This window comes from Deinococcus humi, assembly GCF_014201875.1.
In the GTDB taxonomy this organism is placed as follows: domain Bacteria; phylum Deinococcota; class Deinococci; order Deinococcales; family Deinococcaceae; genus Deinococcus; species Deinococcus humi.
In genome coordinates, this window is sequence record NZ_JACHFL010000019.1 from 17,912 (window position 1) to 38,185 (window position 20,274).

General features: G+C 63.3%; 19 protein-coding genes. 13 read left to right on the forward strand and 6 right to left on the reverse strand.

Features of this window, described 5'->3' with window-relative positions:
- Nucleotides 1–21: 21 nt before the first annotated feature.
- On the forward strand, nucleotides 22–1,086 hold the full coding sequence (locus HNQ08_RS22470) for a VanW family protein (RefSeq protein ID WP_342355718.1): 1,065 nt from the start codon (nucleotides 22–24) through the stop codon (nucleotides 1,084–1,086).
- A gap of 63 nt (nucleotides 1,087–1,149) precedes the next feature.
- Here HNQ08_RS22470 and parB read toward each other — a convergent pair whose 3' ends face one another.
- The 5 genes from parB to mnmG all read right to left on the reverse strand — a co-directional run bounded on the left by parB (nucleotide 1,150) and on the right by mnmG (nucleotide 5,821).
- Nucleotides 1,150–2,007, reverse strand: a complete 858-nt coding sequence (gene parB / locus HNQ08_RS22475) for a ParB/RepB/Spo0J family partition protein ParB (protein WP_184137097.1) — start codon at nucleotides 2,005–2,007, stop codon at nucleotides 1,150–1,152.
- Nucleotides 1,991–2,740 (reverse strand): AAA family ATPase, encoded by a 750-nt coding sequence (locus tag HNQ08_RS22480; RefSeq protein ID WP_184137099.1) that lies wholly within the window; start codon nucleotides 2,738–2,740, stop codon nucleotides 1,991–1,993. Before HNQ08_RS22480 ends, parB begins: the two co-directional genes overlap by 17 nt.
- 86 nt (nucleotides 2,741–2,826) lie before the next feature.
- Nucleotides 2,827–3,576 carry a 16S rRNA (guanine(527)-N(7))-methyltransferase RsmG gene (gene rsmG / locus HNQ08_RS22485; RefSeq protein ID WP_184137101.1) on the reverse strand — a complete coding sequence of 250 codons (750 nt, stop codon included), beginning with the start codon at nucleotides 3,574–3,576 and terminating at the stop codon, nucleotides 2,827–2,829.
- On the reverse strand, nucleotides 3,573–3,893 hold the full coding sequence (locus tag HNQ08_RS22490) for a hypothetical protein (RefSeq protein ID WP_184137103.1): 321 nt from the start codon (nucleotides 3,891–3,893) through the stop codon (nucleotides 3,573–3,575). Before HNQ08_RS22490 ends, rsmG begins: the two co-directional genes overlap by 4 nt.
- Nucleotides 3,894–4,012: 119 nt before the next feature.
- Complete coding sequence (gene mnmG, locus HNQ08_RS22495) at nucleotides 4,013–5,821, reverse strand: tRNA uridine-5-carboxymethylaminomethyl(34) synthesis enzyme MnmG (protein WP_184137105.1); 1,809 nt, start codon at nucleotides 5,819–5,821, stop codon at nucleotides 4,013–4,015.
- Between the two features lie 147 nt (nucleotides 5,822–5,968).
- Here mnmG and HNQ08_RS22500 point away from each other — a divergent pair, with 147 nt between their 5' ends.
- The 9 genes from HNQ08_RS22500 (at nucleotide 5,969) to dprA (ending at nucleotide 15,742) form a co-directional block, all read left to right on the forward strand.
- Nucleotides 5,969–7,570 carry an aminotransferase class V-fold PLP-dependent enzyme gene (locus HNQ08_RS22500; RefSeq protein WP_184137107.1) on the forward strand — a complete coding sequence of 534 codons (1,602 nt, stop codon included), beginning with the start codon at nucleotides 5,969–5,971 and terminating at the stop codon, nucleotides 7,568–7,570.
- Between the two features lie 195 nt (nucleotides 7,571–7,765).
- Nucleotides 7,766–8,929, forward strand: a complete 1,164-nt coding sequence (locus HNQ08_RS22505) for a thiamine pyrophosphate-dependent dehydrogenase E1 component subunit alpha (protein ID WP_184137109.1) — start codon at nucleotides 7,766–7,768, stop codon at nucleotides 8,927–8,929.
- Nucleotides 8,926–9,945 (forward strand): alpha-ketoacid dehydrogenase subunit beta, encoded by a 1,020-nt coding sequence (locus HNQ08_RS22510; RefSeq protein WP_184137111.1) that lies wholly within the window; start codon nucleotides 8,926–8,928, stop codon nucleotides 9,943–9,945. Before HNQ08_RS22505 ends, HNQ08_RS22510 begins: the two co-directional genes overlap by 4 nt.
- 39 nt (nucleotides 9,946–9,984) lie before the next feature.
- A complete protein-coding gene (locus tag HNQ08_RS22515; protein ID WP_342355719.1) occupies nucleotides 9,985–10,224 on the forward strand; it encodes a hypothetical protein in 240 nt (79 codons plus the stop codon).
- Nucleotides 10,225–10,297: 73 nt separating this feature from the next.
- Nucleotides 10,298–11,905, forward strand: coding sequence for a dihydrolipoamide acetyltransferase family protein (locus HNQ08_RS22520; protein ID WP_184137113.1), 1,608 nt, complete (start codon nucleotides 10,298–10,300; stop codon nucleotides 11,903–11,905).
- Nucleotides 11,906–12,067: 162 nt separating this feature from the next.
- Complete coding sequence (locus HNQ08_RS22525) at nucleotides 12,068–12,499, forward strand: hypothetical protein (protein ID WP_184137115.1); 432 nt, start codon at nucleotides 12,068–12,070, stop codon at nucleotides 12,497–12,499.
- Nucleotides 12,500–12,533: 34 nt separating this feature from the next.
- The gene (locus tag HNQ08_RS22530; RefSeq protein ID WP_039686169.1) at nucleotides 12,534–13,193 is read left to right on the forward strand and encodes a response regulator transcription factor; all 660 of its coding nucleotides are present in this window, start codon (nucleotides 12,534–12,536) and stop codon (nucleotides 13,191–13,193) included.
- A gap of 68 nt (nucleotides 13,194–13,261) precedes the next feature.
- Nucleotides 13,262–14,581 carry a sensor histidine kinase gene (locus HNQ08_RS22535; RefSeq protein WP_229790187.1) on the forward strand — a complete coding sequence of 440 codons (1,320 nt, stop codon included), beginning with the start codon at nucleotides 13,262–13,264 and terminating at the stop codon, nucleotides 14,579–14,581.
- Nucleotides 14,582–14,656: 75 nt separating this feature from the next.
- The gene (dprA, locus tag HNQ08_RS22540; protein ID WP_184137119.1) at nucleotides 14,657–15,742 is read left to right on the forward strand and encodes a DNA-processing protein DprA; all 1,086 of its coding nucleotides are present in this window, start codon (nucleotides 14,657–14,659) and stop codon (nucleotides 15,740–15,742) included.
- A 7-nt stretch (nucleotides 15,743–15,749) separates the two neighbouring features.
- On the opposite strand, the gene HNQ08_RS22545 is transcribed toward dprA, so the two are convergent.
- Nucleotides 15,750–16,037, reverse strand: a complete 288-nt coding sequence (locus tag HNQ08_RS22545) for a hypothetical protein (protein WP_184137121.1) — start codon at nucleotides 16,035–16,037, stop codon at nucleotides 15,750–15,752.
- Nucleotides 16,038–16,069: 32 nt separating this feature from the next.
- On the opposite strand from HNQ08_RS22545, the gene HNQ08_RS22550 reads away from it, so the two are divergent.
- The 3 genes from HNQ08_RS22550 to dnaN all read left to right on the forward strand — a co-directional run bounded on the left by HNQ08_RS22550 (nucleotide 16,070) and on the right by dnaN (nucleotide 20,037).
- Nucleotides 16,070–17,032, forward strand: a complete 963-nt coding sequence (locus HNQ08_RS22550) for an NAD-dependent epimerase/dehydratase family protein (RefSeq protein WP_184137123.1) — start codon at nucleotides 16,070–16,072, stop codon at nucleotides 17,030–17,032.
- Nucleotides 17,033–17,141: 109 nt separating this feature from the next.
- Complete coding sequence (dnaA, locus tag HNQ08_RS22555; protein ID WP_425321369.1) at nucleotides 17,142–18,503, forward strand: chromosomal replication initiator protein DnaA; 1,362 nt, start codon at nucleotides 17,142–17,144, stop codon at nucleotides 18,501–18,503.
- Nucleotides 18,504–18,948: 445 nt separating this feature from the next.
- Nucleotides 18,949–20,037 (forward strand): DNA polymerase III subunit beta, encoded by a 1,089-nt coding sequence (dnaN, locus tag HNQ08_RS22560; RefSeq protein ID WP_184137125.1) that lies wholly within the window; start codon nucleotides 18,949–18,951, stop codon nucleotides 20,035–20,037.
- Nucleotides 20,038–20,274 lie beyond the last annotated feature (237 nt).

Sequence of the window (20,274 nt, forward strand, 5' to 3'; positions counted from 1 at the left end):
AAAGCACCCTTGTTGATCAACGTGGAAACCACCGTTCCAGCGCTGGTCAACGGCAAGAAGACCACGGTACCCCTGACCCGTACCCTGACCATCCCCGGCCCACGCATGGCCCTGATCCGGCAGAGCGGAACTGTGACGGCCAGCCTGGAAGCCGATCTCAAGACCTTCGTCAAGAGCCTGTCCGGCAAGGCCCAGGACGCCCGTTTCGAGGAGTTGTGGGACGGCTGGGCTGTCGTGCAGCGCAACGCCCTCAAAATCGATATGGACGCCACCCGCGCCAACCTGTTGACTGCCATCAAGGATTCCAAGGGCGTGAAGGCCAAGGTCGTCGTCAGTGGCCAGACCCCCCCCAAGCGTACCCTCGACTACTTCCTCTCCAGAGGAATTACCGCGCATCTGGGCACTGGCGTGACCAATTATTACGGCAGCAGCGACGCCCGCGTGACCAACATCCATGTGGGCGCAAAGAATTTCAGTGACCGTCTGTTTGAGGGCAAGGTCTTTTCCTTCAATGAGTTTATCGGCCCGGTAACGGCCCGCAACGGGTATGTCACGGGGCTGGTCATTGCCGGGGACCGCACGGCGAGCGGCGTCGGCGGTGGCATCTGTCAGGTCAGCACCACCCTCTTCCGCACGCTGTACGGGGCCGGTCTTCCCATCGCCCAGCGGCAGAACCACTCGTATCAGGTGCACTACTACGATCCGCAGGGACTGGACGCCACCATCTACCAGCCCAGCCTGGACCTCAAGTTCGCCAACGATTCAGGGGGCGCGTTGTGGTTCCAGACCCAGTGGGACGACGAGACAGCCCGCCTGAGCATCAGCGTTTTCGGGAAGGCGCGGGATTTTACGGTAGATATTGGCCAGCCGAAGACCCTCAGTTCCACGCCATCGCCTGCTGACAGGCTCATTCCCGACGCGACACTGCCCGCTGGACAGCGCAAGCAGGTGGACTGGGCAGCCCCTGGCGCGGTCATTGAAGTGACGCGCAAGTTCATACGAAATGGCAAGGCGTTCAAACAGGACACGCTGAAGAGCAGCTATCGTCCCTGGCCGAACATCTTCCTGGTCGGCACTAGGCGCTAGGGGATCAGCAGCAAAAGAGTGGGAGAGGCTTGCTCGCCTCTCCCACTTTCCTATGTTTCTATTTTACTCCTCGGCCTCGAAGCCCAGCAGATTCAGCAGCCGGTCCAGCTCCTCGCGTGTAGAGTAATTCAGTTCCACCTTACCCTTGTCCTCGCCGGTAATGCGGACGCGGGTGCCTGTGCGGCGGCTCAGGTCCAGTTCCAGCTGGCGGTAGGTGCGCGGCGGGTTGACCTTGATCGGTGCGCTGGGGCGGGCCTTGCCCTCGCGGCGCAGCGCCTCGGCCTCGCGGACGCTCAGGCCGCGCGACGTGATCTGTTCCAGCGCCCAGGCCCGGTCCCCATCCGGCTGGGCCAGAATGGCGCGGGCGTGTCCGGCGCTGATCTGGCCTCCGTCCAATGCTCGCAGGGCCCCCTCACCCAGGGTGAGCAGCCGCAAGGCATTGGACACCGTGCTGCGGCCTTTCCCGACCGCCTGTGCCACCCCTTCCTGATTCAGTCCCTGATCCAGCAACGCCTGGTAGGCCCGTGCCTCTTCCAGCGGTCCCAGATCCTCGCGCTGCAGGTTCTCGACGATGGCGATTTCCAGTGCCTCGCGGTCTCCCAGATCACGGATGATCACTGGCAGCTCGGTTAGGCCCGCCAACTGACTGGCCCGCCAGCGGCGCTCTCCGGCCACGATCTCAAAGGCTTCACCGCGCGGGCGCACCAGCAGCGGCTGGATGACACCTTTTTCCCGGATACTCTGGGCCAACTCGGCCAGCGAACTCGGCTCGAAGACCTGACGCGGCTGATACCCCGCCTGCACGATGCGGTTGATGTTCAGAGTCTGCACGCTACCAGCGCTGTCCGCTGCGGGCGCGTCGGCCGCCGGGCGGGCCAGGAGGGCATCGAGCCCCCGTCCCAGACTAGATTTTTTCGACACGCGACATCACCTCCTCGGCCAGCCGCTTGTAGGCTGCAGCGCCGCTCGACAGGGGCGCGAAGGCGTTGATCGGTTTGGAGAAGCTGGGCGCCTCGGAAAGCCGCACGTTGCGGGGAATCACAGACCAGAACACCAGATCACCAAAGTGCTGGCGCACCATCGTCTCGACTTCCTGCGCCAGATTGGTGCGCCCGTCGAACATGGTCAGCACCACGCCCAGCACCTGCAGACGGGGATTGAGGCCGCCCCGCACCCGCTCCACCGTTTCCATCAGTCCGGCCAGACCTTCCAGTGCGTAGTACTCGGCCTGCAGGGGAATCAGCAGGGCGTCGGCAGCGGCCAGCACATTCACAGTCAGCGGTCCCAGCGAGGGCGGCGCGTCCACCAGCACCAAGTCGTAATCGCTCAGGCCAGCCATCAGGCGGCTCAGAGCGTCGGGATCATCGGCCAGTTCCACCCCTGCCCCGGCCAGATCGGGGGTGGCGGGGAGGATATCCAACCCAGACTGATCGGTGGGGCGAATGTATTCGGCAGCGCGGTCCGGCTCTCCCAAGGCCTCGTACAGCCCTCCCTCCGCGCCGCGCTGGCCCAGGCCGCTTGTGGCGTTGCCCTGGGGGTCCATGTCCAGCAACAGCACCCGCCGCCCCCCTGCTGCCAGGTAAGCCGCCAAATTAATGGCGGTGGTGGTCTTCCCCACCCCACCCTTCTGGTTCACCAGACCCAGTACTTTCACTGGAGCCCCACGCCACACAGCGCCGTTTCCTGTGGCCCTCTGTTCTGCCCATCTTCCATCAAGTCAACCTCACCTTTGGTCCCACTCTAGCGTGCCAGCTTCTGAGGTGGAGTCCAGAAAAGAGGCTGGGCATTGGGCACGCCCTCGCGCCTGGGATACTTGGACGGCGTGGGTTTGAGCTTCTCGATGACGATCAGGGTCCGGGCGTCCCCTGAGACAGGCAATTCAAAGGGATCGACCACCTGAACTTTGCCGCCCACCTCGCCAGCCGCCCGGCGGCCAGCGTTTAATTCCTCGGGGGTGATGGCCCCCTTCTGGGCCACAAGCAGCCCACCCTCACGCAACAGGGGTAGAGCCAACTCGGCTAACACTGGTAAAGATGCCACAGCCCGCACCACCACCCGGTCATAGCGGTCCCGGTGATCGGCGCTGCGTCCAAGTGCCTCGGCGCGGCCCACCAGTGGCGTGACCTGAGACAGGCCAAGTTGCACCGCCGTGTCACGCACAAACTCGACCTTCTTGCGGATGGAATCGACTGGCGTGAACTGCAGCTGTGGCTTCACCAGCGCCAGAGGAAAGGTGGGGAAGCCAGCTCCAGTTCCCAGATCCATGACGGTGAGCGGCCCCTCTAGGTAGCTTCCGCGCAGACAGGTCAGCGAATCCACGAAATGCTTGAGGACAATGTCCTCCTCGGTTCTCAGGGCCGTCAGATTAAGCCGCTCATTTCCCTCTTGAAGCAGCGTGAACAGCTGTTCGAATGCAGGAAGTTGAGCTTCAATTTCCACGCCAAGTATCCCGGCACCGCGCCTCAGCAATTCCAGTCCGTCGCGGTTCACAGGCCATACCTCACTTTCATATCGGTGTACCGTTCATAGACATGTTCGTCAATCTCCTTGAAGGGCAGACGGTCCAGTAGTGGCAGCAGCGTCTCGCGTAACACCTCGCCCCGCGCCATCCATTGAAAATAGCTGCGCCCTCCGTGCTCATAGGGACCGTAAAGCTTGGAGCCAGGGCAGAGCCTGAGCAGGGTCTCAAATAGCTTTTGATGCCGGGTATGCATCCGTAACGTGACCTGCGGCTGCTTACCATCACCACCGAAGTGCCCCTCGCCAATCAGGATGCCCAAAAGCAGCCCCTCTTCAAATGTGTTCACTCCTGTCCTCCATTGTTTCACCGTCAAGTTTCCCGTGAAACAGAGGGGGCGTCAAGGGGGCGGGAGGGGTGCACAAAAAAGCGAGCCGAAGCTCGCCCGATACTCAACTTGTTTCACCGTCAAGTTTCCCGTGAAACGCCATATTTCTTCAGATACACCAGCAAGGCCCCGATATCTGCGTGGCGCACCCCGGAAATTCGCGCCGCCTGCTCCAGAGTGGCAGGGCGACTTCTGCCCAGCTTTTCACGGGCTTCGTTGGACAGCGCGGGTACGGTCGAATAATCCACACCGTCCAGTTGCGTGTTACGGGCTCGTGCCTCTGCCCTCAGTTGTTGACGGGCCCGTTCGATGTAGCCTGCATACTTGACCCGGATCTCAACGGCCTCGCGTTCGGCAGCGTCAAGCTCAGTTGGGACTCGAATGCCCAGAGCCTCCACATCCGCCAGATAAAACTCCGGGCGACGCAGCCATGCATCTCCGGTATGTCCGTTGCTTCGTTGTGCCGCCAGTGAGTCCACCGCATCGCCAATGCGCCCATATTTGGCCTGCACCCTGGCCACCTCTGCGTCCGGAACCAGTCCTAGCCTGTGGCCCAGCGAGGTCAGGCGTTCATCGGCATTGTCCTGACGAACCAGCAGACGGTGCTCCACGCGGCTGGTCATCATGCGGTACGGTTCGTCACTGCCCTTGAAGACCAGATCGTCCAGCAGCACACCGAGATAACCCGTTTCGCGGCCAATCGGTTCAGTCTTGAGATCAAGCGCCCGGCGTGCAGCTGCCGTTCCTGCAACCAGCCCCTGCGCCGCCGCTTCCTCGTAACCGCTGGTCCCATTGATCTGACCAGCGGTGAACACGCCGGGCAATAGGCGCGACTCCATGTTCAGGGTCAGTTCAGTGGAATCCACCACGTCGTACTCGACGGCATAGGCATACCGCTGCACTACCGCCCGCTCGAAGCCAGGCAACGTCCGGACCAGCTGGTCCTGCAGGTACGGCGGCAGCGAGGAGCTGAAGCCTTGCAGGTACACCTCACTCGTCTGAATACCGTCCGGCTCCACGAATAGCAGGTGGCGGTTATGGTGGGCGAAGCGAACGACCTTGTCCTCAATGCTCGGGCAGTAGCGTGGTCCCCGCCCCTCAATGTCGCCTGAAAACATCGGGGATTCCTGCAGGTTCTCGTGAATCAGCTGGTGGGTCTGCGGCGTTGTGTAGGTCTGCCAAGTGGGCGACTCCTGGGCACGCGGGCCGGGGGAACCGGTAAATCCACGGGGCTGAGGATCGGCAGGAATCTCAAGGAGCGCCGCGAAATTCACCGAGTCTGCCCGGACACGGGGAGGAGTGCCGGTCTTGAAGCGTTTGAGAACGTGCCCAGCGCGCTCCAATGGCGCAGACAGGAAACGCGAGGGCGGTTCGCCCTGTCTACCCTCGGCACGCGATTGCCGCCCGTACCACGTGACGGCCCGCATAAACGTTCCCGCCGCGACCACCACGCTGCGGCAGGGGAGACGGCGGCCGTCAGTGGTCACCACCAACCAGCCGCCGTGTCCGTCCAATTCCAAGTCAGCGGCCTCGCCACGGATAACCTCGATTTCGGGTTGGCCGAAGATGACCGCTTGGGCACGCTCGGCATAGGCATCACGCTCGTTCTGGACGCGCAGGGACTGAACGGCGGGACCCTTGCTGGCATTCAGGACACGGGTGTGGATGGCAGTGTCATCGGCCAGCCGCCCCATCAGGCCACCCAGCGCCTGGATCTCAAAAACCAGCTGGCTCTTGCCTGGGCCGCCCACGGCCGGGTTGCAGGGCATCCGACCTACCGTTGCCGGATTGCCCACCAGCAGGCCCACCCGCGAGAATTTGGCGGCGGCCCACGCCGCCTCCAGGCCAGCGTGGCCTCCACCAATCACGATCACATTCCAGCCACTCATCCCGCCGAGTGTAACGGCCTTCCCAGACATGGACGGTGATCCGTATCGCGGGACAGAGAGGGCGAAGAGTCATGGTTTGAGGGAAAGGAGACGAGGTCAAGCTTAACTTCATCTGGCCTTGAGCTATGGCAGCTCTTACAATCGGGCATGGACTTCGCCACTCTCCGGGCCGACCTGATCGGCACTGACGCCGTGATTCGCACGCCCTTTGGAGAGCGCCAGGTCACTTACGCCGACTACGTGGCCTCCGGACGGGCATTGCGGAGTGTGGAGGAACGGATCACGACGCTTGCATTGCCGCTGTACGCCAATACCCACACCGAGGACAGTGCCACCGGCGCGCACAGCACCCACCTGTCGCAGCAGGCCGCCGATTACATCCGGGCTCAGCTGGGCGGGGACGCGACGTGCAAACTGGTGTTCTGCGGTTCAGGCAGTACGGCGGCGGTGCGGCGCATTCAGGACATTCTGGGCCTGACCGTGGGCGGGGATCACCGCGCCACCGTGCTCGCCTCCATGCCCGAACACGAGCGGCCAGTGGTATTCGTCGGCCCCTATGAACACCACAGCAATGAAATAAGCTGGCGCGAGACGCTGGCCGAGGTGGTGGAGTTACCCCTCTGCGACAGGGGCAATTTGGATCTGGACGCGCTGGTTACGGCGCTCAAGGCCCCGCAATACGCCCGTCGCCCCAAGATCGGCTCCTTCAGCGCGGCCAGCAACGTTACCGGCCTGCTGACCGATACCCGTACGGTGGCGCGGATCCTGCACCAGCATGGGGCCTATGCCTTCTTCGACTTCGCGGCCAGCGGCCCTTACGTCAAAATTGATATGAAGCCGGGCAAGGCAGACGGTTACGACGCGGTCTTCCTCAGCCCGCACAAGTTCGTGGGCGGACCGGGGACGCCGGGGCTGCTGTGTTTTCAGGACCATCTGTATCACCTGAATGTGCCCAGCACGGCGGGTGGCGGCACGGTCCGGTATGTCAGCCGCACCAAGCAGGTCTACATCGAGGATATCGAGGCCCGCGAAGATGCCGGCACTCCCGCCATCCTGGGAAAAATCCGCACCGCACTGGCCTTCAAGATCAAGGAGGAGCTGGGCACCGACACCCTGACTGCGCGGGAACACGAGCTGTTCACGCGGGCGCTGAAGCGGCTGGCCAGCAATGACCGTGTCCAGTTGCTGGGCAATCCGGACGCTCCACGATTGGCTTTCCTATCGTTCCTGGTCAAGACGCCCGATGGCGCTATGCTCCACCCGCGCCTGGTGGTCCGCCTGCTCAATGACCTGTTCGGTATCCAGGCGCGCGGCGGCTGTGCCTGCGCCGGACCGTACGGCCATGTGCTGCTGAACATCGACGAGGAACGCAGTGAGCGCTATGCACAGTGTGCACTCTCCAACATCGACAGCATCAAACCCGGCTGGACCCGGCTGAATCTCGCCCCGTGGGCCAGCGATGAGGAAGTGGACTTTCTCCTGAGCGCCGTGGAATTCGTGGCCGAATATGGTGCACGCTTCCTGCCCCTCTACGAATTCGACTGGATGAGTGGAGCGTGGACCCACCCACAGGACGAGGCACCGATGGATCTGTTCGGAATTCAGCGTCCACAGACGGGAATTGGTGAGGTGCCGTATGCATCCTATCTGGCAGAAGCCCAGCGGCTTGTAGAAGCCTTGGCACCGATAGGGAAGAGGAGAGCCGTCCCCGAATATGTCCCCACTGATCTGGTCTTTTTCGCGCACTGAAAGGAAGATCCACCTTTCTCCCCCACGACGCAGGTCAGGGCCGTCCAAATTCACTGGACAGCTCTGACCTCTTTTCTTCCCATGGCCAGCAGCTAGAATGCCTAACGCCCGTTAGTTTAGACATGCGTCAGACAAATTCCGCCGATGGCAGAGAAGGTTTCCAGTTCTGCCGCACGTACAGGAGGCCCGCCTCAGATGACTCCCGCTCAGATCAATCCAACCCCTCCGGTTGAAGCCCTGCCTACCCCGGAGATTCAACCGTTTACCGCCGAACCCATTCGTTACGTGGCCGAGGACGGCCTGCCCATACATACCCTACCTGCCGCCTACACGCCCGAACGCCTGCGAGAGTTGCACGGCGTGATGCTGCGTGCCCGCGAGTTTGATCGCAAACTGATCACGCTGCTGCGTCAGGGGCGCACCACCTTCTATGCCCAGTCCAGTGGCATGGAGGCCACGCAGGTGGGCCTCGCGCACTCGATCCGGCCCGGCCACGACTGGGTCTGGCCGTACTACCGCGATCACACGCTGGCGCTGGCGCTGGGCGTGCCCATGTTCGAGCTGATCAGCCAGGTGCTGGGCAGCAACTCCGATCCCAGCCGGGGCCGCCAGATGCCGCACCACTTCGCCGCTCGCAAACAGCATTTCGTCTCCATCAGCTCCTCCATTGCCAATCAGGTGCCCCCTGCCACTGGCACGGCGATGGCCCAGAAGTACCTGGGCACCGACGAGATCACCGTCTGCACCTTCGGGGACGGGGCCACCAGCGAGGGTGACTGGCACGCCGGGATGAACATGGCGGGTGCGATGGCCGCGCCGTGCCTATTCGTCTGTGAGAACAACCAGTGGGCCATCAGCACCAACCTGCGCGGCCAGACCGCGAGCGAGAACATCCACATCAAGGCCAAGGCGTACGGCATGCCCGGCTTTTACGTCGACGGCAACGATATCGTGGCGGTTATGGAAGTCTGCACACACGCCGCCGAGTGGGTGCGTGCCGGGAATGGCCCCGCCCTCGTGGAGTGCCTGACCTACCGCGTCGGCTCTCACAGCAACGCGGACGCCGATGCCGAGAAGCACTACCGGACCCGTGAGGAAGTGCAGGAGTGGCTGGGACGTGACCCGGTGGTGCGCGTCGAGAAATTGCTCGAACACCTGGGCCATCCCATCGAGTCCAGGGAACGCGCGGACATGATCGCCGCTGTCCACCGCGACGTGGACGAGCAGGTCATCCGGGCCGAGGCCACCGGACAGCCCGACTGGCGCATCATGTTCGAGGACGTCTATTCAGACATGCCTGCCCACCTGCGCGAGGAGGCCGCCATGCTGCGCGCCGAACAGGAAGGGGAGAGGAAATGACCGCCACCCAGGAAAGACAGGACATGAAAGCCGCCTCGGAGCCCCGCACCATCAACCTGATCACCGCCGTGACCGAGGCGCTGCATGAAGAGATGGAACGCGACAGCCGGGTGGTGCTGTTCGGACAGGACGTGGGCGCGCGCGGCGGCGTCTTCATGGCGACTGCCGGGTTGCAAGCCACGTTCGGCAAGGAGCGCGTGTTTGACACCCCGCTCAGCGAGGCCAGCATCGTGGGCGCGGCGGTGGGCATGGCCGTGCGCGGGCTACGGCCCGTGGCCGAGATTCAGTTTGCCGACTACATGGGGCCGGGCTTCGATCAGATCATCAGTCAGGCGGCCAAGATGCGGTACCGCAGCGGCGGCCAGTACAGCGCGCCGCTGGTGATCCGTACCCCGTCCGGCGGCGGCGTCAAGGGCGGGCATCACCACAGCCAGAGTCCCGAGAGCTACTACACCCACACCCCAGGCCTGAAAGTGGTGATGCCCAGCACGCCCTACGACGCCAAGGGGCTGCTCAAGGCGGCCATTCGCGGTGAGGACCCGGTAATCTTCTTCGAACCCAAACGGCTGTACCGCGCCTCCAAGGGCGAGGTGCCGGGCCACGACTACACGGTCAAGATCGGTGAGGCCGCAGTCCGTCGTGAGGGCAGCGACCTGAGCCTGATCGGCTACGGCGGCGTGATGCCTGATCTGGAACGCGCCGCCGACGCGCTGGAGACCGAGGGCGTGAGTGTGGAGGTCATTGACCTGCGCAGCCTCGTCCCCTGGGACAGGGAACTGGTGGTCGACAGCGTGCAGAAGACGGGCCGCGCCGTGCTGGTCAGTGAGGCCCCGCGCATCAGCAACTTCATGGGCGAGGTGGCGTATGCCATTCAGGACGCCGCCTTCGACTCGCTGCTGGCCCCGATCGGTCAGGTGGCGGGCTTCGACATTCCGTATCCCTACGTGCAGGACAAGATCTATCTGCCCGGTCCTAACCGCATCACGGCGGCCTGCGTGCAGGCCCTGAACTATTAACGTTCTGCCCCGGCCCACATTGAGCGTTAGGCTGCGGCCATGAAGCTGAATCCCGACCTGCTGCGCCCGCTGCTGGGCACCCTGGGCCTGATGATCGGCTTCGGCGTCTACGCCGTGGCGGGCGACCTGCCCCAGCCCTGGCAACGCCTGAGCATCGGGGCGATGTTCGTCCTGCTGGGGATCAGCGCCTTCGTGTACGCCCGGGGCGAACGCTGGATCCAAGTTCTGGGGGGCGTGCTGGCGCTCTACGGCGTCCTGCGGGCCTTCGTGATCGGATAGCAGAGGCAGCGGGTCCGTTTGCCTTTCCACTGTTCCCACAACCAACAACCACATCCCACATCTGAGGTAATCCGTGAAAGAAATTCTGCTCCCCGAACTGGCCGAAAGCGTTGTCGAAGGCGAAATCCTGAAATGGCTGGTGGAAGAGGGCGACACGATCGCGCTGGAACAACCGCTGTGCGAGGTCATGACCGACAAGGTGACCGTGGAACTGCCCAGTCCTGCGGCGGGCGTCCTGAGCAAGCGCATGGCACAGGAGGGCGATGTGGTGGCCGTCCACGCCGTCATCGCCCTGATCGATGAGGGGGGAGAGGCAGGCGCAGCCGCCCCCCCCCGTTCTGAAACAGCCCAGACTAAGCAGCCCAGCCCCACGCAGGCCATTCAGGACAGCGGCGAGAACCCTGGCACTGCCGAAGTCCAGCTGCCGCCTCAGGCGCAGGAGGAGCGCGATCAGATGACCGGCAACGAGGACGATGCGGGCGGCAGCATCGTGGAGGCCGGCCACATGAAGGGTGGCGACGACGATTCCACCAGCCTGTTCAAGGCCTTCGCGTCGGATGAGCAGGTGAAGGTGCAGGGACTGGGCAGCCGCAGCGGCAGCGGTGCACCGGGCAGTTACACCGCCGGAACGGGCACCCTGAACCGCGAGCCGACGCCGTCCTCCGCCCGGACCGACGGCCGCGTGCTGGCCGTGCCCGCCGCGCGTCAACTGGCCCGCGAGATGAACATCGATCTGGCACAGGTACAGGGCAGCGGTCCCAACGGACGCATCCGCGTGCAGGACGTGATGGCGCATGGGCAGGCCGCTGGAGGGCAGGCCGCCACCCCTCAGGCCGCCCCGGCGCAACCCCAGCCGCAGGCCTCTCAACCTCAAGCGGCTCCGGCTCCGGCCAGCTCACCGCAGCCCGCCGCGAAGGGGACCGGCGGCCTGCCCGTCGCGGCCGTGCAATACCGCACGCCCAAGGGCTACGAACACCTGGAAGACCGGGTGCCGCTGCGGGGCATGCGCCGGGCCATCAGCAACCAGATGCAGGCCAGCCACCTGTACACCGTCCGCACCCTGACCGTGGACGAGGTCAACCTGACCAAGCTGGTGGAGTTCCGCAGCCGGGTCAAGGACGAGGCGGCGGCGGCGGGCGTCAAGCTGTCGTACCTGCCCTTCATTTTCAAGGCGGTCACGGCAGCCCTCAAGAAGTACCCCAGCCTGAACACCTCCTTCGACGAGGCCAGCGGCGAGATTGTCCAGAAGCGTTACTATAACATGGGCATGGCCGTCGCCACCGAAGCGGGCCTGACTGTTCCGGTCCTGAAGGATGTGAACCAGAAGAGCATCTTTGAACTGGCGCGCGAGGTCGTCGATCTGGCCGGCCGCGCGGGGGCCGGCAAACTGGCCGCGGACGAACTGGCGGGCAGCACCTTCTCGATCACCAATATCGGCTCGATCGGCGCGCTGTTCTCGTTCCCGATCATTAACGTGCCCGACGCCGCCATCCTGGGCATCCACAGCATCGTCAAGCGGCCCATCGTGGATGAGCATGACAACATCGTGGTGGCGCATATGATGTACCTGAGCCTGTCTTTCGACCACCGCCTGGTGGACGGCGCAGAGGCGGCACGCTTCTGCAAAGAGGTGATCCGCTTGCTGGAAAACCCGGACCGGCTGATGCTGGAAGCGATGTAATCGCATCCACCGTCGCGATCCCCAAGCTGACCTAAAGGTGCGCCCGCGATTCGTCAAGGGCGCATCAGCTTGAAAGAATAAAGTGGAGCGTCGGGAGAGTCCGCTGCGGCCCCCTGCCCCCTCCTTTCACCCCTTTCCAGGAGACTTCGTTACACTGCCATGATGACCCGCATTCTGATTCCCTTGCTGTGCCTGACGGCCCTGGCCCCCGCGGCACAGGGCCTGAAGGTGCAGGTCTGGGACCGGGAATTGCAGACCAAGGTGGGTGACGGCGAGACCAGCGGCAGCAAGCTGATCATGCAGTTTGTCGGCGATTACGATGGCCCCGTCGTGGTGCTGTTCGCGCAGACTGACGAGGAAAAGTCGCGAATGACCTTCCCTGGCCTCAAAAGCAGCTACAACGGTGTTCTCAGCAAGGGTCAACTGACCCTGCAATTGCCGGGCGCAGCCGGGGCCAACGCCGCCAACACCTCCCTGACCCTCAGCAAGTTCCTTTCCCCTTTCAAACTGACCCTCAGCGCCCAGCCTGCCGGACAGGCCCTGAGTCTGCCGGGCCTCAAGACCACGGATTCGGCGGCCAAGGACAGCAAGTAAGCCCGTCCCCACTTCACCCATTCAAGGAGACCGCATGCTGGCGCAGATTCTGGTTGTAGAAGACGATCCACACCTCGGGCCGCTGCTCAAGGAATACCTGTCCGCCGATTACCAGGTGCATCACGCCGCCACCCTGCGGGACGCGCAGTCGTGGCTGGGCATGCACAGCGCCCAGCTGATCCTGCTGGACCTGAACCTGCCCGACGGTGACGGCCTGGATCTGGTTCAGGCGTTGCGACAGTACAGCAGCACCCCCGTACTGGTGCTGTCGGCCCGCAGCGGCGTCCAGGAGCGGGTGGCCGGGCTGAACGCCGGCGCCGATGACTACCTGACCAAGCCCTTCGCCATGCCCGAACTGGACGCCCGCATCACGGCCCTGCTGCGCCGCACTGCCGCGGGTACTGGGGTGAATCTGGGCAACACCAGCCTCAGCACGTCCAGCCTGCTGCTGACGGTGAACGACAAGAGCATCAACCTGACCGAGCACGAGGCGCGCATTCTGGAACTGATGATGCGCACCCCCGAACGCGTGTTCTCACGGGCCGATATCGAATCCCACCTGTACGGCTGGGAGACGCCCAACAGCAACAGTGTGGAGGTCCGCATCTCGCAGCTTCGCAAGAAACTCGAGCAGTCGGACAGCGACCTGAAAATCCGCACCATCCGCAACGTCGGCTACGTGCTGCAAGCCTGACCCGCATGCTGCCCCCGGCTCGCCCTGCCCCAAACGCGCCCGCAGCTGGCTCACGCCGGGGCGGGGCGCTGACTCCGGGAGCGGGGCTGTCCTCGGCGCGGGTGGCGTGGCGGCACAGCCTGCGCTTCCGGCTGGCGGCCACCTACAGCCTGCTGGCGCTGGCGCTGATCATGCTGATCAGTCTGGGCGTGGTGACCCTGCTGCTGTCGCAGATGGACCAGCAGTTCAATGACCGTCTGAATGACCGCGCCGACACGCTGGCCGAGGCGTTTTCCACTTCCGGCGCGGGCCTGGGCAAGACGGCGGGCGGGGCCAACGCCTACACGATGCTGATCGATGACGACGGTACCGTAAAGGCGGCCAGCCCCATTTTGCGAAATTTTGTCAGGGCGCCCTATCCATATGGGGATCAGTCGCGCGTCAATATCGGGGACACCTCGGTGCGGGCGGTCAAGCGCAAGGCGGGAGATTTCGGCATGCTGTGGGTGGGCCTGCCCGAGGATGACCTGTTGGCCGCCCGCCAGAGCGCCGTTAGCGCCCTGCTGATTGCCTTGATCTCCACGCCGCTGATCCTGCTGCTGGTGGGCTGGTGGGTGGGCCGCCGGGCGCTGTCGGGCCTTCAGGGCGCGGCGAATCTGGCTGATCAGATCGATCCCACCCTCAGCCTCGCCACTTTGCCCTTGCCCGCACGCGAGGACGAGGTCCACCGCCTATTGAGCGCCATCAACCGCCTGCTGGTCCGCATTGAAGCTGGACAGGCGCGAGAAAAACAGCTGCTGGGCCAGATCGTGCATGAGCTGGGTGCCCCGCTGACTGTCCTCAAGGCCAGCCTGCGCCGCGCCGAGGAACGAACTGACGATCCGGAAGTGCGCCGCGCCGCGCTGGTGGCCGACGAACTGACCTTTACCACCCAGGACCTGATGCAACTGGCGCGCGGGCAGCTGGAGCTGAAGCTGGCCTGGCACTACATTCCGGCGCGCACCCTGCAAGAGCGGCTCGAGCGGCTGGTGCCCGGCACCACTTTCGAGGGCGACTGGAGGGGCGGCATCCTGTGTGACCCGGACCGGCTGACGCAGGCCGTCCGCAACCTGCTCGCCAATGCCCGCCGCGCCGCCGGGGCGGACGGCAGCGTGACCTTGACCCTGGATGAAACGGCGGACAAGGTGACATTCACTGTGCGCGACAGCGGTCCCGGTCTGCCCCCCGAACTGGGCGAGCGCATCTTCGAGCCGTTTATCAGCGGCGCGGGCAGCAGTGGCCTGGGCTTGAGCGTTTCGCGGCAGATTGCGGCCATGCACGGCGGGAGCCTGAGCGGCGGCAACCACCCGCAGGGCGGCGCGGAGTTCGTGCTGAGCATTCCGGGCGCGGCGCTGGGCGACGAGGACTGAGGCCGGCCGGAGCTGGCTGGAACAGAGGAGGGGCCAGGAAAGGAAGCTGGAAGAGTCGCCGCCTATCCTGAATGGGTGATCCGAGCGACGCCCGCCGACGAAGTTTCCGAACTGCTGGCCCTGCTGATCCTGCGCCTAACGCCGAATCTAGGGCCGCGCCGGATCGAGGCCCTGCGGCGGCATTTCGGGGGCGCGGGGGCGGCCCTGAATGCCCCGCTTGCCCAGTTGCGTGATGTACCTGGACTGGACGCCAGAAGTATGGCCAGCATCGGCCAACCGAAAGCAGCGGCGGGGGCGCAGGCCGAGCTGGACAAAGCCCGGCGAATGGGCGTCACGCTGCTGGGCCGGGGCCTCGACGGTTACCCGGCCGCCCTGGAGTCGCTGGGCGACCCACCCCCAGTGCTGTGGGTGCTGGGCGATCTGCCTGATCTGGACGTCGTGCCGCGCGCTGTGGGGATTGTGGGCACGCGGGCGGCCAGCCCCCATGCGGTCAGTCTGACCCGCTCGATTTCAGGCGACCTCGCGCGGGTGGGCGTCGTGGTGGTCAGCGGTCTGGCACGCGGCATCGATACGGCAGCGCATGGGGCAGCGGTGGAGGCTGGGGGCCACAGCATCGGCATTCTGGGCAGCGCCGTAAACGTAATCTACCCGCGCGAAAACGAGCGGTTGGCCGAGAGACTGACGCTGATCAGCGAATACCCGCTCGACACTGGCCCGGCCCAGCACCACTTTCCGACGCGCAACCGCCTGATCGCAGCACTGTCCGCCGGGACGCTGGTGGTGGAGGGCGAACGCAAATCGGGCAGTCTGATCACTGCCACCCACGCGCTGGAATGTGGGCGCACGGTCTTTGCCGTTCCAGGCCGAGCGGGTGATCCCCGCGCCGCCGGTCCCCATGCCCTGATCCGTGACGGCGCCGTGCTGACTGAAACTGCCCAGGACGTGCTAGACGAGTTGGGCTGGGGGCAGGTCCCTGCCTCGCCCATGCCCGATCTGCCCCCTGAACAGGCGCGCGTATTGGTGGCCCTTGGTGCCCCCGCCACGCTCGACGACCTACAATCAGGAACGAATCTTCCCCTGCCAGAGCTTCAGACCGCCCTGGTGATGCTGCAACTGCTGGGGCTGGCGGAGGAGATCGGCGGACGGTGGGCGCGGCGCTGAACCCCCTTCAGACGTGCTGAGGCCCGAAGTCCTTTTCCACGTCCACGCGCGGTGGCCCCGTCAGCGTCACGCCCTCGCGGGCGGGCTCAGTCAGATCGGGCAGTAGACTCCTGACGCCAACATTCAATTGACCACCAAGCCCTGAAACGCCGTCCGAGAGCGGATCGAGGCTGAAGCTCCACCCTCCACCTGTCCAGAGGGTTCCAAGCTGCAGCACCTCGCCGCGCCCCAGGGCCGCGAGTTCCAGATCGTCGATGCGGACGCGTACGCCCCGTCGTGTGAAGCGGACTTTCATACACCGTATTGTGCCCGCTCTATGGTGGGGCCATGAACATCCTGATTCTGGGCGGCACGCAGTTCGTGGGGCGGCATATCGTGGAGGCGTTCTTGAAGTCGGGCCACGCGGTCACGGTCCTGACACGCGGCAAGTCGAAAGACGAGTTGCCGGAGCAGGTCGAGCGTTTGCAGGGGGACCGCAACGAGGGAGCGGTGGGCCTGGAGGCCCTGAACGGCAGACAGTGGGACGCCTGCGTGGATGTGAGCGGCTATACCCCCCAGCAGGTACGGGCCAGCGCTGAGGGCCTGCGAGACCGCGTGAGCCGTTACGTCTTTATCAGCACCGTCAGCGCCTATGCCGAGCCGGAGCGTCATCCAGTGCGCGAGGACGATCCGCTGTCCACGCCCGCCGCCGAGGACGTGACCGAGGTTTCCGGCGACACCTACGGCCCCCTGAAAGTCACCTGCGAGCACATTATCCAGCAGGTCTACGGCGAACAGTCCACCGTGCTGCGCCCGCAGATCGTGGCCGGACCCTTCGATCACACGGCACGCTACCCGTACTGGGTGGACCGCGCCGCGCGGGGCGGGACGGTCCTGGCCCCAGGCGATGGTTCGGACTTCTTGCAGGTGATCGACGCCCGCGATATGGCACGCTTCACGGTTAAGGTTGTTGAGGACGGTATTGCTGGCATCTTTAATCTGGCCGGGCCGAGAATCAGCTGGGCTGACTTCATGGAATTGCTGGGAGTTTCTGAGCCTCGCTGGGTAGATGGCAAGACGCTGGAGGCGAACGGGCTGGGCGCTCGCGAACTTCCCGTTTATCTACCTGAACACAGCGAACAGGGCGGTCTGATGGACGTGGATAACTCGCGGGCGATCGCAGCGGGCCTGACCCTAACCGATCCGGCGGTGACGGCGCGAGATACACGTGAATGGAGCAAGGATGCGGATCTCAACTATGCCCTGACCCCCGAGCGCGAGGCCGGAATTCTGGCGTCTCTGGGCGGCTGAGCACCTCTCTCAATCGGGTCAGAAGACAGGGGACCGAGTGATATGCTGACCCGCGCTACGCAGTACGTAAGGGAGGTGCGCGCCTATCTCGCAGGAAATCTGGTCGGACGTGCTCGGGTACGTCCGCAAGAACATTTCGGAAGTCGAATACCACACCTGGTTTGCCCCGGTCAAAAACCTGGGCGTGCAGGAGGGATCGCTGGTGCTGGGCGTCCGCAATTCCTTCGCACAGGAGTGGTTTCGCAAGCATTATCTGGAGTTGCTTGAAGACGCGCTGCGTTCGCTGGGCGCGCAGAACCCGCAGGTCAGTTTTCAGGTACTGCCGGCTGCCCAGGACACCCTGTTCTCGCCGGCAGATCCGTCACCTCCACCGAACAGACCGCCGCCCAGCCCTCCCGGCGGTCCCTCGGCGCAGGATCAGGCCGAGAACCGCAAGCGACTCAATCCCAAGTACACCTTCGAGAACTTTGTGGTGGGTCCAAACAACAACCTGGCCCACGCAGCGGCGATGGGCGTGGCCGAATCTCCCGGCAAGGCCTACAACCCGTTGTTCATCTACGGTGACGTGGGCCTCGGCAAGACCCACCTGATGCACGCGGTGGGCCACTACATGTCCGAGCGTTTCCCCGACAAACGTATCGAATACGTGTCCACCGAGTCGTTCACCAACGACCTGATCAACGCCATCCGCGACGACAAGATGACGCAGTTCCGCAACCGCTACCGCAGCGTGGACCTGCTGCTGGTCGACGATATCCAGTTTCTGGCAGGGAAGGAGCGGACGCAGGAGGAATTCTTCCACACCTTCAACGCGCTCTACGAGAACCACAAGCAGATCATCCTCAGTTCAGACCGTCCGCCGAAGGACATCCAGACCCTGGAAGGCCGTTTGAGAAGTCGGTTCGAGTGGGGCCTGATCACGGATATCCAGTCGCCGGAGTACGAGACGCGGGTGGCGATCCTCAAGATGAACGCCGAGCACAACCGCATCGATATTCCGCAGGAAGTGCTGGAGCTGATCGCCCGACAGGTCACCAAGAACATCCGCGAACTTGAGGGCGCGCTGATGCGCGTCGTGGCGTTTTCCAGCCTGAACAACGTGCCTTTCTCGCGGGCGGTGGCGGCCAAGGCCCTGAGCAATATTTTTGCGCCGCAGGAAGTCAAGGTAGAGATGATGGACGTGCTCCGACAGGTGGCGTCCCACTACAACATGCCCCCCGATGTCATTCGCGGTTCGGGGCGTGTGCGTGAGGTGGTGGTGCCGCGCCAGGTGGCCCAGTATCTAATCCGTGAGCTGACGGATCACTCGCTGCCGGAAATCGGGCAATTTTTTGGTAGGGACCATTCCACCGTCATGCATGCCATCAACAAGGTCACCGAACAACTGGGCAAGGATCAGGACGTCACGACCTCTGTCGAACTGCTCCGCCGCAAGATGCAAGGCCTAGATGACGAGGATTTAGATGCGTAATTCCTAGGTTAAATTTGTTCGGTAGCTAAATAAGTTCCAAAACCCGTTCCAAATTGGTGTGCCGAGTTTCACAAGCTGTGGATAACCCTGTGGATAACCTGTGGATAACCCTGTTTTTTCTGTGGATAACTTTGTGGATAACTCGCCCTCTTTGAGTCCCTGTGGATAACCTCGCTTTTTGTCCACAGGTTATCCACAGGAAAGTGCCACTTATCCACAATTTTGTCCACAAGACAAATATGCGCTTAGCGCGTTCGCAAGCCACTTATCCACAGTTTCCACAGGCCCTATTACTACTACTACTATCTTCTATAGTTATTTAAAGACAGGTAAGAGATAGAGGTTGACAACCAACCAAAAGAATAAACTCAGTCCAAAAAGTGAGATGGTGAATGAGACGATACGCACAAACTGGGAACAGACAGGGCACTCAAGAGGATCGGGCATGAAAGCGTACGTGACGAAAAAAGTTCTGAGCGAGGGCCTGGGCCTGCTGGAACGTGTGGTCCCCAATCGTAGCAGCAACCCCCTTCTCACCTCGCTGAAAGTCGAGGCCAGTGAGGCAGGTCTGACGCTGAGCGGTACGAACCTGGAAATTGACCTGTCGTGCTTCGTTCCCGCCGAGGTTCAGGAGCCCAGAGACTTCGTGGTCCCCGCTCACCTGTTCGCCCAGATCGTCCGCAATTTGGGTGGCGAACTCGTGGAGTTGGAGCTGGTAGGTCAGGAACTGGCTGTGCGCGCTGGCGGCTCGGATTTCAAGTTGCAGACGGGTGATACCGAGGCATATCCGCCCCTGAGCTTTCCAGGCAATGCGGATCTGAGCCTGAACGCCGAGGAGTTGGCCCGCGCTCTGGGCAGTGTGCGCTACGCAGCCAGCAACGAGGCTTTCCAGGCGGTCTTCCGGGGGATCAAACTCGAACATCACACCGAAACCGGCTCGGCTCGTGTCGTCGCGTCGGATGGCTACCGGGTGGCGATCCGCAATTTTCCAGCCAGTGGAGATGGGCGCAACCTGATCATCCCTGCCCGTAGCGTGGACGAACTGATCCGCGTGCTAAAGGACGGCGAGGCCCGTTTCACCTACGGCGAGGGCATGCTCAGCGTGACCACAGACCGGGTACGAATGAACCTCAAGCTGCTTGATGGCGACTTCCCGGACTACGAGCGTGTAATTCCCAAGGACATCAAGCTTCAGGTCACGTTGCCGGCCACTGCCCTCAAGGAAGCTGTGAACCGCGTGGCCGTTCTGGCCGACAAGAACGCCAACAATCGCGTCGAATTTCTAGTGTCTGAGGGCCAGCTACGTTTGGCCGCCGAGGGCGACTATGGCCGCGCTCAGGACACGCTGGCCGTCACACAAGGTGGCGTGGAACCCGCCATGAGTTTGGCGTTCAATGCCCGGCACGTCCTTGATGCTCTTGGTCCGATTGAGGGGGAAGCCGAACTGCTTTTCTCCGGCTCTACAAGCCCTGCAATCTTCCGCGCGAGTGGTGGGGGTGGCTACATGGCTGTCATGGTTACGCTACGCGTTTAAGGGGCTAGTGAGGCCCAGCAAGAGGCATCTTGCTGGGCCTATTCTGCCTTCTTTTCTCTTCGAGCAGAAGATCGTTTGTTTCCAACAAAGTTATCCACAGTTATTCCGACTGTGGATAACTTTTGTGGACAACTCTCGTCTGAGTCGCAATTTTCTGCCTATCTGCGCTTGTGGTTAGACCGGAGGTAGCCTGCCCTTGCACAGGGCGCTTATAGTGTCCCAGATACACCTACTCGC

What these genes read in the sequence shown, in the direction of transcription:
- HNQ08_RS22500 (WP_184137107.1), top strand. Translation starts at nt 5,969, where the DNA reads ATGGACTTCGCCACTCTCCGGGCCGACCTGATCGGCACTGACGCCGTG.
- dnaN (WP_184137125.1), top strand. Translation starts at nt 18,949, where the DNA reads ATGAAAGCGTACGTGACGAAAAAAGTTCTGAGCGAGGGCCTGGGCCTG.
- HNQ08_RS22505 (WP_184137109.1), top strand. Translation starts at nt 7,766, where the DNA reads ATGACTCCCGCTCAGATCAATCCAACCCCTCCGGTTGAAGCCCTGCCT.
- HNQ08_RS22515 (WP_342355719.1), top strand. Translation starts at nt 9,985, where the DNA reads ATGAAGCTGAATCCCGACCTGCTGCGCCCGCTGCTGGGCACCCTGGGC.
- HNQ08_RS22525 (WP_184137115.1), top strand. Translation starts at nt 12,068, where the DNA reads ATGACCCGCATTCTGATTCCCTTGCTGTGCCTGACGGCCCTGGCCCCC.
- HNQ08_RS22510 (WP_184137111.1), top strand. Translation starts at nt 8,926, where the DNA reads ATGACCGCCACCCAGGAAAGACAGGACATGAAAGCCGCCTCGGAGCCC.
- HNQ08_RS22550 (WP_184137123.1), top strand. Translation starts at nt 16,070, where the DNA reads ATGAACATCCTGATTCTGGGCGGCACGCAGTTCGTGGGGCGGCATATC.
- HNQ08_RS22545 (WP_184137121.1), bottom strand. Translation starts at nt 16,037, where the DNA reads ATGAAAGTCCGCTTCACACGACGGGGCGTACGCGTCCGCATCGACGAT.
- HNQ08_RS22530 (WP_039686169.1), top strand. Translation starts at nt 12,534, where the DNA reads ATGCTGGCGCAGATTCTGGTTGTAGAAGACGATCCACACCTCGGGCCG.
- mnmG (WP_184137105.1), bottom strand. Translation starts at nt 5,821, where the DNA reads ATGAGTGGCTGGAATGTGATCGTGATTGGTGGAGGCCACGCTGGCCTG.